General features: G+C 66.0%; 12 protein-coding genes. 4 read left to right on the forward strand and 8 right to left on the reverse strand.

The window, feature by feature from the left end:
• Positions 1 to 207 precede the first annotated feature (207 nt).
• The 3 genes from ACX12D_RS21275 (at position 208) to ACX12D_RS21285 (ending at position 4,210) form a co-directional block, all read left to right on the forward strand.
• A complete protein-coding gene (locus ACX12D_RS21275) occupies positions 208 to 1,173 on the forward strand; it encodes a LysR substrate-binding domain-containing protein (protein WP_459375497.1) in 966 nt (321 codons plus the stop codon).
• A 596-nt stretch (positions 1,174 to 1,769) separates the two neighbouring features.
• A complete protein-coding gene (locus ACX12D_RS21280; protein WP_441631237.1) occupies positions 1,770 to 2,813 on the forward strand; it encodes a rod shape-determining protein in 1,044 nt (347 codons plus the stop codon).
• A 266-nt stretch (positions 2,814 to 3,079) separates the two neighbouring features.
• Complete coding sequence (locus ACX12D_RS21285) at positions 3,080 to 4,210, forward strand: IS110 family RNA-guided transposase (protein ID WP_459371562.1); 1,131 nt, start codon at positions 3,080 to 3,082, stop codon at positions 4,208 to 4,210.
• 501 nt (positions 4,211 to 4,711) lie between these two features.
• On the opposite strand, the gene ggt is transcribed toward ACX12D_RS21285, so the two are convergent.
• The 5 genes from ggt to ACX12D_RS21310 form a co-directional block, all read right to left on the reverse strand.
• Complete coding sequence (gene ggt / locus ACX12D_RS21290) at positions 4,712 to 6,577, reverse strand: gamma-glutamyltransferase (protein WP_459375498.1); 1,866 nt, start codon at positions 6,575 to 6,577, stop codon at positions 4,712 to 4,714.
• Positions 6,578 to 6,606: 29 nt separating this feature from the next.
• Entirely contained in the window at positions 6,607 to 7,455 is an 849-nt protein-coding gene (locus ACX12D_RS21295; protein ID WP_459375499.1) for a MurR/RpiR family transcriptional regulator, read from the reverse strand.
• A 276-nt stretch (positions 7,456 to 7,731) separates the two neighbouring features.
• Entirely contained in the window at positions 7,732 to 8,115 is a 384-nt protein-coding gene (locus ACX12D_RS21300; RefSeq protein WP_459375500.1) for a nuclear transport factor 2 family protein, read from the reverse strand.
• Between the two features lie 250 nt (positions 8,116 to 8,365).
• On the reverse strand, positions 8,366 to 8,920 hold the full coding sequence (locus ACX12D_RS21305) for a cysteine hydrolase family protein (protein WP_459375501.1): 555 nt from the start codon (positions 8,918 to 8,920) through the stop codon (positions 8,366 to 8,368).
• A 228-nt stretch (positions 8,921 to 9,148) separates the two neighbouring features.
• On the reverse strand, positions 9,149 to 10,111 hold the full coding sequence (locus ACX12D_RS21310; RefSeq protein ID WP_459375502.1) for a hydroxymethylglutaryl-CoA lyase: 963 nt from the start codon (positions 10,109 to 10,111) through the stop codon (positions 9,149 to 9,151).
• A 200-nt stretch (positions 10,112 to 10,311) separates the two neighbouring features.
• Here ACX12D_RS21310 and ACX12D_RS21315 point away from each other — a divergent pair, with 200 nt between their 5' ends.
• Positions 10,312 to 11,226 carry a LysR family transcriptional regulator gene (locus tag ACX12D_RS21315; RefSeq protein ID WP_459375503.1) on the forward strand — a complete coding sequence of 305 codons (915 nt, stop codon included), beginning with the start codon at positions 10,312 to 10,314 and terminating at the stop codon, positions 11,224 to 11,226.
• 21 nt (positions 11,227 to 11,247) lie between these two features.
• Here ACX12D_RS21315 and ACX12D_RS21320 read toward each other — a convergent pair whose 3' ends face one another.
• The 3 genes from ACX12D_RS21320 to ACX12D_RS21330 form a co-directional block, all read right to left on the reverse strand.
• The gene (locus ACX12D_RS21320; protein WP_459375504.1) at positions 11,248 to 11,493 is read right to left on the reverse strand and encodes a tripartite tricarboxylate transporter substrate-binding protein; all 246 of its coding nucleotides are present in this window, start codon (positions 11,491 to 11,493) and stop codon (positions 11,248 to 11,250) included.
• Positions 11,494 to 11,617: 124 nt separating this feature from the next.
• A complete protein-coding gene (locus tag ACX12D_RS21325) occupies positions 11,618 to 12,925 on the reverse strand; it encodes an NAD(P)/FAD-dependent oxidoreductase (protein WP_459375505.1) in 1,308 nt (435 codons plus the stop codon).
• Positions 12,922 to 13,554: an HAD family hydrolase gene (locus ACX12D_RS21330; RefSeq protein WP_459375506.1), complete on the reverse strand. Its 633-nt coding sequence runs from the start codon at positions 13,552 to 13,554 to the stop codon at positions 12,922 to 12,924. The genes ACX12D_RS21325 and ACX12D_RS21330 overlap by 4 nt, the downstream gene beginning before the upstream one ends.
• Positions 13,555 to 13,631 lie beyond the last annotated feature (77 nt).

Consider the following 13,631-nt stretch of genomic DNA (forward strand, 5'->3'; position numbering starts at 1 on the left):
TAGGCGAGTACTAGGCGAGCACCAGTCGAGTACTCGGCGCCTTGCGCTTGTCCGCGCGAGGCCGGGGAGGGATGTTGCAATTTCGGAATAATGTGGCGCAAAATTTGCATGGTGCGATCGGGCTTCCACCGATTTGTGCAGCGCCGCGCTGCCGTATGATCTGCCATGGACGCGCGTCCCTCCCCCTGATGTTGAGTACATTCCAATATGGAAACCAAGTGGCTTGAAGACTTCCTGTGCTTGGCTGAAACGCGCAGTTTTTCGCGCGCGGCTGCCGACCGGCATATCACCCAGTCGGCGTTCAGCCGGCGCATCATGGCCCTTGAGGAGTGGCTTGGCGTCAGTCTGGTCGACCGCAGCGTGCATCCGGCAACGCTGACCACGGCAGGCTGGCTGTTCCGCCGGCTGGCCGCCGACCTGTTGCGTGACGCTTATGCCGCACGCGCGCTGCTGAGCAGCCGCCAGCCCCTTGCCGAGAGCGACAAGGTCATCCGCTTCTCGGTGGCGCACACCCTGGTCTTTACCTTCTTTCCGACCTGGCTCAAGTACCTGCACGAGCGTTTCGGCTCGTTGAGCGCCTGCGTGCATGCGGTGAACGTGCCGGAGGGTGTGCAGCAATTGGTGGATGACGATTGCGACATCCTGCTGGGCTATCACCATCAGCAGCTGCCGATCCTGCTTGACCCGAACGGCTTCCCGTTCCTGATGCTGGGCGTCGAGCGGATCCTGCCGTTCTCGGCGCCGGACAAGCAAGGGCAGCCGATCTTCCGGCTGCCGGGCACGAGCGCCAATCCCTTGCCCTTCATGGCTTATTCATCCGGCGCGTTCCTTGGCAACGTGGTCGAGATGATCCTGCTCAATGCGCCGGAGCCCTACGGGCTGCAGCGTTGCTTCGAGACCCATATGTCGGAGGCCCTGAAGGCCATGGTCGTGGCCGGGCACGGGGTGGGCTGGTTGCCGGAGAGCTGCGTCAGCGACGAGCTGAAAGAGGGCAAGCTGGTGGTGGCGGGGCCGGCCTCGTGGGCAACCAGCCTCGATATCCGCCTGTACCGCTCGGCGGCCAGCCCGAAGCCGCTGGTCGATGAGCTGTGGTCCTTCATCAGCCACGTGCGGGACCCGCAATTGATGCTGATGGGCAAGACAGCGGAATCGAGCGACTGCGGGATGCTGTAAGGCTCGGTCCCGGGCCGCGCCGGCGACCTGATGACGCAAGCCACCGTGGCCGAGTTCATGCAGGCGGGCGACCAGGCGTGCGGCTGCTGTCGCACTGGGCAAGACAAGGAGGCCGGCCCCCGGTTCGGTCCCTGACGCCACGGCTTGCGCCGCTGGCCGACGGACGCCGTTTTTTGAGCAGGAAGACCGTTGCGCAAGGTATCATTCGTTCCCGGTCAGCATCCGGTTAACCTCTGGTTTGCACCCGGCTCACGCGCTGGCGTGGCGCAAGTACGGCGCACGCCACTCCCTGAGCCAAGGATGTTCCGGTTACGTCTCGCCAGGATCTTTTTGTGATCCCGGCGCGGTTCTGACGATGTGGCCTGTTCAGCGGTTGCCTGGTGGCCGGTTTCGCCGCCAGGCCGCACGGATGTGGCCACCACCGGGTTTTGCCGCCCATACAAAGTGACGGAGCGCCGGCCACCGCCGAGAGCCGCTCCGCTCGACGCGCGGCGCATGAAGGCTTCCTGCATGCGCCGCTATTCATAGCCTGCTTGTCGCCAGAACTGGCGCCCGCCGGTTCGCATGCTTGCGAACCACCAGATGAAAGTTCCCCGATGTTTGGATTTCTCCGTAGCTACTTCTCCAACGATCTCGCGATCGACCTCGGCACCGCCAACACCCTGATCTACATGCGCGACAAGGGCATCGTCCTCGATGAGCCCTCGGTGGTCGCGATTCGCCAGCAGGGCGGCCCCAATCCCAGGAAGACCATCGAGGCGGTGGGCAAGGAAGCCAAGCAGATGCTGGGCAAGGTACCTGGAAACATCGAGGCCATCCGCCCGATGAAAGACGGCGTGATCGCTGACTTCCGGGTCACCGAGCAGATGCTCAAGCAGTTCATCAAGATGGTGCACGACACCAAGCTGCTGCGGCCGTCGCCCCGCATGATCATCTGCGTGCCGTGCGGCTCGACCCAGGTCGAGCGCCGCGCCATCCGCGAATCGGCGCTGGCCGCCGGCGCCAGCCAGGTCTACCTGATCGAGGAACCCATGGCGGCCGCGCTCGGCGCGGGGCTGCCGGTGTCGGAGCCGTCCGGCTCGATGGTGGTGGACGTCGGCGGCGGCACCACCGAGGTCGGCGTGATCTCGCTGGGCGGCATGGTCTACAAGGGTTCCATCCGCGTGGGCGGGGACAGGTTCGACGAGGCCATCGTCAACTACATCCGGCGCAATTACGGCATGTTGATTGGCGAGCAGACCGCCGAGGCCATCAAGAAGACAATCGGCTCGGCGTTCCCGGGTGCCGAAGTCCGCGAAATGGAAGTCAAGGGCCGCAACCTGTCCGAAGGCATCCCGCGCGCGTTCACGGTATCGTCCAACGAAATCCTGGAAGCGCTGACCGAACCGCTCAATCAGATCGTGTCGGCGGTCAAGATCGCGCTGGAGCAGACTCCGCCGGAACTCGGCGCCGATATTGCCGAGCGCGGCATGATGCTCACCGGCGGCGGCGCGCTGCTGAGCGAACTGGATCGCCTGCTGGCCGAGGAAACCGGCCTGCCGGTCCTGGTGGCCGATGACCCGCTGACCTGCGTGGTGCGGGGCGCGGGCATGGCGCTCGAACGCATGGACAAGCTCGGCAGCTTCTTCTCCTACGAGTAACGGCTGGCGGGCCGCGAAGCACCAGCCGAAGCCGCCGAACAGGCCAAAGCCGCCGAACGGGCCAAAGCCGCGCGCCATGACGACGGCTGTCTGTCCCTCTCCCCTCGGGGGAGAGGGCCGGGGAGAGGGGTGGCTTAGTCAATATGACTCCCCTGGGGGCAAGAGGGCTGGCCCGCCGCGAGGAATCAAACGCGGGTTAGCATGACTGCCAGAGCCGCATGGTGTGGACAGTGCCACACCCGGCGATTTCCAGCGCGGAGGCCAGCATGGAACACGATAGCACTTTGTACGTGGGTCTTGACGTCCATAAGGACTCGATCACGGTCGCCTACGCACTCGGCGTGGGCGAGGTCGAACTGCTTGGCAAGATCGGTACCTCGAAGGCCGATATCGATCGCCTGTGCAAGCGCCTGCAGTCTAAAGCGAGCCGGATCCACATCGTCTACGAGGCAGGCCCTTGCGGCTATGGCCTTTACCGGCAGCTTGCAGGGAAGGGATTCGAGTGCATGGTGTGCGCGCCGTCGCTGATCCCGAAGAAACCCGGCGAGCGCGTCAAGACCGATCGGCGCGATGCGGTCAAGCTCGTGCGATCGCTGCGCGCCGGTGACCTCTCCGCCGTGTACGTGCCCAGCGTGGAGGACGAAGCATTCCGGGATCTGTCACGCGCGTGGGTCAGCGCCAAGGACGATCTGAAGCGCGCCCGCCAACGGCTGAAGGCCTTTCTGCTTTCACATGGGGTGCGCTACAGCGGCAGAGCCGACTGGGGACCGGCGCACCAGCGCTGGATCAGTACCTTTGCGTTCGACACCGTGTGGCAGCAACTTGCCTTTGACGAATATCGACGTGCCATCGAGGATCGGCTCGCGCAATGCAGCCGTCTCGAAGCGGCCTTGCGCGAGGCAGTGGTCAACTGGCGCTTCTATCCGGCCGTACTGGGCTTGCAGGCCATGCGTGGCGTGCAGTTCACCACGGCGGTGGGCATGCTCGCCGAATTGGGCGATCTCTCGCGCTTTGTCCATCCGCGCCAACTGATGGCCTGGCTCGGCGTGACGCCCGCAGAACACTCATCGGGGGGGAAACGGCGCCAAGGCAGCATCACCAAGAACGGCAATAGCTATGCAAGAAAGCTGCTAATCGAAGCCGCCTGGAGTTACCGGCACCCGGCACGTGTGAGCCCCGAGATTCAGCGCCGGCACGAAGGCATCCCGAAGGCCATCGTTGACCGGTCCTGGGACGCCCAGGTTCGACTGTGCCGGCGCTATCGGAGACTTGCCGCGCGCGGCAAGAACCCGAACATTGCGGTGGTTGCGGTGGCCCGCGAACTGAGCGGGTTCATCTGGGACATCAGCCGGCTCGCCATGTCGCTTGCCATACCGAACGCGGCGCAGACAACGTAACCCAGCGCCAAGGTATCAACCTATCTGCCACCTACTGTGGAGCCAGTTTCCTGAAGGGCGACGTAGCCCGGCACACGAGCAACCCGCGACCTAGCTAGGCAACGGATTTCATCCGACTTGCGGCCTTAGATGGCGGCAGGCTCATTGGGCGGACCTCTGTAATGCGGTAACCAACCCGCGGATATCAGCGTGATCCACCGTCGAGACTTACTGCTACGTCGCCCTCCAGGAAATTGGGGAACACCATGCAACTGTGAAACTGAATCAAACCAATCTCAATTGACACGGGGAGTCATATCAGCTAGGAGCCGCTTGAAGCGAAGCCCGTGGTGTTTTCCAGCACGACGGCGTAACGAACGCCCGCCCTCTCCCCCAACCCCTCTCCCGCACGCGGGAGAGGGGAGCACGGCAACGCAGATCCGGCCTTGCGCGTCGCAGTCCCGGCGCTTCGAAAGCACCGACAGCACCAGCGCCAGCGCCAGCACCATTGCGCAACCGCGCTTAATCCCCCAATGCCACTCCCTCGCGGCGCGGGTCGGCGCCGCCGGCCCAGGCCCACGTGCCATCGGGGCGCTGGCGGCGCATGATGGCCTGCGTGCCGCTGGTCATCTCGATCTGCGCGACCTCATGCCCGCGGTCTTTCAGGCCTTGCACCAGGGCCGGGCTGACCAGGCCGGCTTCCAGCTCCGTCGGTCCGTTGCGGCTGCCGAAGTTGGGCATGTTGATGGCCGCCTGCACGTCCATGTTCCAGTCCAGCAGGCCCACCAGCGTCTTGGACACGTACTCGATGATCTGCGAGCCGCCGGGCGAACCCACGGTTGCGACCAGCTTGCCGCTGTCGCGGTCGAACACCAGCGTGGGCGCCATCGACGAGCGCGGGCGCTTGCCGGGCTGCACGCGGTTGGCCACGGGCTTGCCGTTCTCGCTCGGCACGAAGGAGAAGTCGGTGAGCTGGTTGTTCAGCACGAAGCCGCGCACCATCAGGTGCGAGCCGAAATAGCTCTCGACGGTGGTGGTCATGGAAATCGCGCCGCCGGTGTCATCCACCGCGACGATCTGCGATGTGGACACGCGCGGCGGCGAGCGGTCCGGCGCCAGCGCGACTGTGGCGCCAGGTGGCACGCCGGCCTCCGCCTTGTCCATGCTCTCCTCGCCGATCAGGCTCGCGCGGCTTGCCAGGTAGTCGCGGCTGAGCAGCCCCGCCACATTGACGGGCACGAAATCCGAGTCCGCCACATAGAGGCCACGGTCCGCATAGGCCAGGCGCCCGGCCTCGGCAATGGCGTGCACAGCGTCGATGCCCGGCTCGACCCCGGCAGGCGTTGCTACCTGTTTCGGCTTGAGCGCGGCAAGCGCGTATTTCGGGTTCCTGGCCTCCAGCGCCTGCAAGGCGCCGAGCATCTGCGCGATCGCGATGCCGCCTGATGAAGGCGGCGGCATGCCGCAGATCTTCCAGCGCTTGTAGTCGCTGCAAATGGGCGCGCGCTCCTTGGCGCGGTAATCCTTCAGGTCAACCAGCGAGAGCGAGCCCGGGTTGGCGCTGCCGTTGACCTGCTTGACGATCTCGTGGGCAATCGGGCCGGTATAGAGCACGTTTGGCCCGCGGTGCGCGATCTCGCGCAGCGTGCTGGCCAGCGCCGGATTCTTCAGCATGGTGCCGACGGGCCTGGGCTTGCCGTCCGGCGTCAGGAAGTAGGCTGCCATCTCGGGCGAGGCCGGGAGGAACTTGTCGGCGGCGATCTGCGTATAAAGGCGCGGCGAAATCGGGAAACCCTGCTCTGCCAGCGCGATGGCCGGCTCGAACAGCTTGGCCCAGGGCAGCTTGCCATGCTGGCGATGCGCCAGTTCCAGCGCGCGCAGCACGCCAGGGGTGCCCACCGAGCGCCCGCCGATCTGCCCTTCGCTGAAGCTCATGGGTTTGCCGTCGGGGCGCATGAACAGGTTCTCGCCGGCGCCGGCGGGCGCGGTCTCGCGGCCGTCATAAGCCTGCACGCGCTTGCCGTCCCAGTACATGATGAAGGCACCGCCGCCGATGCCGGTGGCCTGCGGCTCGACCAGTGTCAGCACGGCCTGCATGGCAACGGCCGCGTCGATGGCTGTGCCGCCCGCGCGCAGGATCTTGCGGCCGGCTTCGGTCGCCAGAGGATTGGCGGCCGCGGCCATGTGCTTGTTGGCGTAAGTGGTCGTCATGCCCGGCCGGTAGCCGGACGAGACTTCCGGCGCCGCGGGCAAGGCCGTTGCCGTGGGCGCGGTTGTGGCCGACGGTGTCGAGGACACCCCGGTTTGCGTCGAGCATGCGCTAAGCAGGGCGAGCGCCAAGGCCAGCGGGCTGCCCCGGCGTATCAATGAAAACTGATGAGTGGCCATTTCAATATTCTCCTGAAAGGAAAGGCATTCTAGAAATCGATGCTTGCACCCTCGGGGGTGGCGGAGCTGCGTACGGCCTCGATGGCTTCGAGCCGGCGCTTTGCCTCCTCGGGGAAGCGGGCAATGAGCGCGGCAATCAAGGTCTCGCATTGCGCCAGCGCGGGTACCTTGGTATCGAACGGTGAGCCGGTCTGTACAAAGCTGCTTAGCGTGGCCGTGGCGAAGCCGGCGATCGGCGACTTCCACTCGTCGGTAAACAGGATGATCCTTGCGCCCAGGCGATGCGCCGCGGCGGCAAAGTCGATGACGCTTTTCTGATAGCGGCGGTAGTCGAAGACGACCAGCGCATCGTTTGGCCCGATGTCGACCAGTACCTCGTTCGCCCGCTCCAGGGCAGGCTCGACGAGACGGACCTTGGGCCGGATATGCGTCAGGTGCGACGCGAGCCGCGAGGCCAGGAACAAGCTCGATCGTCCGCCGGTGCAGAACACGGCGGAGCGCGCGTTGCCGAGCAACTCGACGGCGGTGTTGAAGTCCTCCGGCGCAGCGTGCTGCGCCACGCGCTCGACCGACATCGCCAGGCTTGCCAGCGAACGCCTCTGAAAATCCTCTCCGGGTGCTGTGTTGCCCAGCGCGCCGAGCCGGGAGAGCGGCGAATTCATTGCCTCGTCGACCTCAGCCAGGAGCGCTCGCTGAAATGACGGGTAGCCGTCGAATCCCAGCTTCACGACCAGCCGGTACACCGTCGGATCGCTGACCCCCGCTTGCCCCGCGAGGTTCGAGATGGAGGTCAGCGCGGCGCTCGGGTAGCTGGCGAGCAGCGTTTCCACTACCTTCAGCTCCGACGTGGTGAAGCCGGCGGCCTGATCTGCCAGCATTTCCCTGATTGATGACCTCGCCAAGCCGCTCTCCGATAAAGGGACTGCCTGGCCACTGGGTGGTGCGGCAGCATGACGTAACAAACATTACATCTCGTGAAACAAATCGGAGAATATCATTTGGGTAACTGGGCAAAAAACGCGTAGAAACCCTTGGTTCCGCCTGGCGGACGCCGCGCGTATTGTTTATCAGTGAAACGCACGGCTCAGCATTCAGCTCTGTTTGTAGCGAACGTTACAAGGTGCGGCACGCACCAAGATGTCACTAGCCAAGTGTCAAGACGCTTCGGGCCGCCTCGGCACGCGTTGCGCCGGGTCGTAGAAGAACTGCTCTTCGGCGATGCGCTCGCCTTCCCACCGCTGATAGGCCAGCTCTTCCATTTCGGTGACGGTGCCATCGCGCCATTCGAAACGGAATATCCAGCGCACGACGACCTTGTCGCCATCCACGAACACCGGACGAACGCATTTCGAGGTCAGCGACGCGGCGTTGGACATGACCTTGCGTTCATTGGCCACATGCAGGTGGCGGCCCACCCTGGGCGGGGCCTGGTTCTCCCGCATCGAAGCGTTCTCCGTATAGAACGCCTCGACGGCCTCGACGTGCGCATTCTCCTCGACTCTTGCGATGAACTTCTCGATGGTTTCTGGCGTGGGCATGGTGTGTGGTCACCTTCAATGTGGGTCGCATCGACTGCGCCTTGGCCGCTGCACAGGCCGAGGCCAAAGCGCGCTCAATCATGCCAGAAGGCGGCGCGGCTCGCCGGCGCTCGCCACGACTTCGCCGCGGTCTGCCCGCTGCCTGCATTGCTGCTCGGCCGCTTGCCCTGGCGTGGCCAACGACAGGGCCAGGATCAGAAGACTGGCTTTCGGTGACGGCATTGTTGTTGTTTATTGTTTGTCGTTGTGTTCAATGTTGCGTGAACCGGTAGTCTGCCGCGTTCACCAGTTTCACGAACGGTCCGCTCAACGTCCGGTTGTGATGCGCAATGATGGCCTGCGCCGGCAGCACCGGCGTGTCCATGCTGGTATGTCCGTCCGCGACCAGCACTGGCCTGAAGCCTAGCTCCGCGGCGGCACGGCAAGTCGTGTCGACGCAGTACTCCGTCTTCATGCCAACGATGACCAGCTCGGCAACGCCGGCATCCGCCAGCCAGCCTGCCAGCCCGGTTCCGGCAAAGCAGTTGGGCCGGGTTTTATCGAACACCGTGTCTGCCATCGCATCCACCGCAAGCTCGGGAAGCAGTTGCGACAGCGCGCTGCCGGGCTCCAGCGGAGATCCCAGCGGGCCGGTGTGGCGCACGGCAAAGACGGGTGCGCCCGCTTCGCGGGCTTTGGCGATGAGCGCGTTGACGGTGGCGAGGACGCGCTGCCCTTCATAGGGCTTCTGTGGGCCGTTGAACATGCCGACCTGCATGTCGATGATCAAGAGGGCGGAGCGCCCGGGGCTTGCACTGCTAGGCATGGTGTTTCTCCTGTGATGCCAGCGCGGGCGGAGAAACCAAAAGGCCCCGTCCATCGCTGGCGGGGCCTTGGGGTGAAGACTTGAGCGGCTTATGCCTGGCTCATGGTCCGACCACACGACCCGCCATCAGCGGTCGTGGTAGTGGTCGGGGTCGTGGTGTTGAGAGCCGGGAAGTGCATTCGCGGATCATGCAGCAGGCCCGGCTGGGCGTCAATGTCCGGTGTGGCTTCAGCGCGCCAGCGCACGCCGGCGAATGTCCTCGAAATCCGCCGGCGGAGCGTGCCGCGTCAGGCGCGGGCCGGCCTGCGAAACCTGTGCGGGCAGGTCGTGCCTGAGGAGCTGGCGCAGGGTGGCGGCAGCGTCGAGCAAGCCGGGCAGGTCCATGCCGGTGTCATAGCCCATGCAGTCGAACAGATGCACCATGTCCTCGGTGGCGACGTTGCCGGTGGCGCCGGGCGCGTAGGGGCAGCCGCCGATGCCGCCAAGCGACGTGTCGAAGCGGCGGATGCCGGCTTGCACTGCGGCCACCGCGTTGACCAGCCCCATGCCGCGCGTGTTGTGGAAATGGGCGGTGAATTCGAGCCTGGGAAAGCGTGCCTGCACGGCCTCGCACAGGGCCTGCACCTGGTTGGGGTACGCCATGCCGGTGGTGTCGCATAGCGTGATGCCGTGCACGCCCAGCCCGGCAAAGCGGGCGATCCATCCAAAGACCGCTTCGGCCGCGATCTCGCCCTCCATCGGGCAGCCGAATACGCAGGACAGCGAGACGTTCAGCGGCACGCCGTGTTGCGTGCCGAGCGCGATCACCTCCTGCAACTGGCCCAACGATTGCTCCTGCGTCATGCGCAGGTTGGCCAGGTTGTGGGTCGCGCTCACCGACATGACGAGGTTGAACTCGCCGGTGGCGGACTCCAGCGCGCGCTGCGCGCCGCGCACGTTCGGCACCAGCGCGGTGTACACCACGCCGGGCGCGCGCCGGATACGGTGCATGACCGCCTCTGCATCCTTGAGCGCCGGGATGGCGCTGGGCGACGTGAACGACGTGACTTCGATCTTGGCGAAGCCCAGGCCGCTCAGCGCGTCGAGCAGGGCGACCTTGTCATCCGTCTCGATGAAATCGCACTCCATCTGGAAACCGTCGCGGGTCGCCACTTCATTGAACTGCAGGCGGATGCCTTGGCCGTGATGCATGCTTGCATTCCTTTTGCGGGTTGCGGATCACGCGCCGGCCAGCCACCGGCGGTGTGATCCTGGTTGTGTTCGCCAAGCCGTGGTGCCGGCGTCATGGCTCGGCCGTTCCCGCCACTCTATGGGCGCGGCGCCGCCGGCGGAATTGCGATCTCCACAATCCAGCTTCGCAAAACGCGAAGGACCCGCGCTAGAATGCGCCAATGACCTGGCCCCTCAATCCCGCCCGCGTAGATTTCGTGACGCTGCGCCTGTTTTGCGCGGTCGTGCAGACCGGCAGCATCACGCAAGGCGCGGCCGCCTGCCACCTGGCCTTGTCGGCGGCCAGCCGGCGCTTGTCGGATTTCGAGGAAACCACGGGCTTCCAGTTGCTGGAGCGCACGTCCAAGGGTGTGACGCTCACGCCCGTGGGCCATATGGCCATGCAACACGCCATGCGCCTGTTCCAGGGTTTCGAGCGCTTCAGCGCGGAGCTGCAGGACCATTCGCGCGGCTTGCTGGGCCATGTGCGGCTGTGGGCCAATATGTCCGCCCTGACGGAGTTCCTGCCCGCCAGGCTCGCCACCTTCCTGTCGCAGCACCCGGGGATTCATGTCGAGCTCGAGGAGCAGCTCAGCGGCGATATCGCCCGCGCGCTGGTGGACGGCCTGGCGGATATCGGTGTGTTCTCGGAAGGCACGCCCACGGATGGCCTGGACATCAGCGACTTCCAGACCGACACGCTGGTGCTGCTGTGCTCGCGCCGCCATCCCCTTGCGCGCAAGCGGCGCGTCGGTTTTGCGAGCTGCCTGGAGTACGACATGGTCGGGCTCAATCGCGGCAGCGCGTTGCTGGAGCTGACCTCGCGCGCGGCGGAGCAGGCCGGGCGGCCGCTTCGGCTTCGCATCCAGGTCCGCAGCTTCGACGCGATGTGCCAGATGATTGCCGCCGACCTTGGCGTAGGCGTCCTGCCGCAAGCCGTGTGCCGTGCCCAGGCCAAGGCGCTGGGGCTGCATATGGTTGGCTTGTCAGACGATTGGGCCAGCCGGCGGCTTCTGCTGGCAACGCGCTCGGGCGTGCCCTTGTCATCCGCCGCGCGGCTTCTCGGGGAGCATCTGCGGCAGGCCGGCGGGCCCTGACCGGATCCCCGCCCGGCAGGCTTAGTCCACCTTGGCGCCCGACTCCTTGATGATCTGGCCCCAGCGCGTGGCCTCGCTCTTCATGTAGGCCGTGTATTGCTGGGGCGTGCCGCCGAGGATGTCGGAGCCCTGGGCGATCAGCTTGGCGCGCACCGCCTCATCGTTCAATGTCCTGTCGGTGGCTTCCCGCAGTTGCTTGACGATGGAGTCTGGCGTTCCTTTTGGCACCAGGATGCCTTGCCACGCGCCCATTTCCAGCGAGCTCATGCCGCTCGCTTCCTTGATCGTCGGGATATCCGGGCTGGGGGATACGCTACAGCGTTACGGGCTGGTTTAACGGCGGGAGGGATCTGGATGGCGGCCACCAGGCCGACCGCGCCTGGCGCCATCCTCAGTGCAGCCGCGTGCCCGCCGCCAGCAAACGTTCCAGCCCCTGGGCCAGCGTCATGCCCAGCGCGCGTCCCCAGCCGTGGATGGCGAGCACGTGCCGGCGGTAGACGGCATGGTGGAGCAGGGCGGCTAACCTGCCTTCGATATGCCAGCCGCTCTCCCTGCCCGGCGCGGCGAGGTTGGCGATGGCGCTGCTTCCCGCCAGGCAGACCAGCGAGCCATAGTCGCGATACCGGAACCCCTCGGTGTGCTTGCCCGCCAATCGCCGTGGCAACGCTTGCGCAAGATACAGCGCTTGCTGATAGGCAACCTGCGCGCGCGTCGGGAGCTCCGCATCGAGATCCTGCGGCCGGCAGCTGGCGCAGTCGCCGATCGCGTAGATATGTTCGTCCTCGACGCTCTGCAGGGTGGGCAACACGCGGATCTGCCCTTTGGCATTGACCGGCAGCCCGAAGCTGGCCAGCATGCCCGGCGCGGCGATGCCGGCCGCCCACACCACGACATCTGCCTGCATGGGTGCCTGGCCGGCCATGGTCAGGCCGCTCTCGCTGACGGACGTCACGCGGGCGTTGCACTGGACGCGGATGTTCAGCCGCGCGAGCTGCTCGCCGGCGCGATCCGCGATCCGGGCGCCGAGGCCGGGGAGCACCGCGGGGGAGGCTTCGATCAGGCAGATGTCCACGCCCTTCACCGGGTCGAGCCGGTGGATGCCGTAACGGTTCAGCACGCTGGACGTGCGGCGCAACTGGGCCGCGAGCTGCACGCCGGTGGCGCCCGCGCCGACGATGGCGACGCGGACTGTGCCGGTGGGTGCCTGCGGCTGTGCCTCGGCCTGCGCGGTCTTGCGGCGCAAGGCGGTGAACACGCTGTCGCGCACCTGCTCCGCGCTGCTCACGCTGTCCAGCGTCAGGGCGTGCTCGCGCGCGCCGGGCACGCCGAAGTACTGCGTGACGCCGCCAACGGCAAGCACCAGCTTGTCGTAGCCGATGGACTGGGTCTGTCCGCCCTCGCCATGCCCGGTGCCGGCGATAGCCACGGAGATGGTGCGGTTGATGCGATCCACCGCCTGCAGGTCGCCCTGCACGTAGCGGAAGCGATGGCGCTCGGCCTGCAGCGCGAAGGACGTATGGTGAACCACGGGCTCGAGCCTGCCGGCGGCCACTTCATGCAGCAGCGGCTTCCACAGGTGCGTGGGGCTGCGGTCGACCAGCACGATTTCGGCGAGTCCTGGCTTGCCTAGCCGCCTGGCGAGGCGGGTGGCTACCTGCAGTCCGGCGGCGCCGCCGCCGACGATCACGATGGTGCTCATGGGAAACTCCGCGATTGGGGTCTTGTTGCTGCGAGCGGCTCCGGCCGCCGCTTGCCATCCACGATGCACTCCAGCGCGTGGAAGTCGGGCCAGAGCGCATCCGGCGATCCTGACAGCACGACGGATCCCCCTGCCTGGCGCGGCGCATCGTCATACGCTGGCTGGACACTGGCTGTGTGCATGCCGACGGCTTGCGCGGCGCGCAGGCTGCTCGGCGTGGCGCCAACCAGCAAGGCGCGGTGCGCGGGCACGTCGGCGGTGCGCAGGATCAGCCGGTAAAGTTCGATCTCGGTTTCGCGGGGCAGCAGCGCGTCCGCCGTGGCGACGACAGTAAAGCGGCCCATCCAGTCCGGCCCGATGGCGCCGTCGAGCAGCACGCGCAGCCCACGCGATGCGACCGGCGCGGCGAGCGCCAGGCGCGCACCGCCCAGCTCCGCGCTGCGCATGAGCTGCATGGCCTGGGCACGGATTTCGGCCGGCTTGCCGGCACGCGCGCCGGTGCAAGCGTCCTCATGCCAGCGGAGCAGGGCGTCGCGTTCTCGCGGTGCTGCGCCGAAGCCGGACCTGCGCAGTTCGTCCGCGCGGATGAGTACATCGTCCAGGGTAAGCACCAGCAATTCCAGCGACATTTCTCGTCTCCCTATGCACTACGTTTCGATACGCGGACGCGATTGCGTTTCCGGTCAGGGCACTATAAGGTAGCCGC

It is taken from the genome of Cupriavidus sp. PET2-C1, from assembly GCF_054515855.1.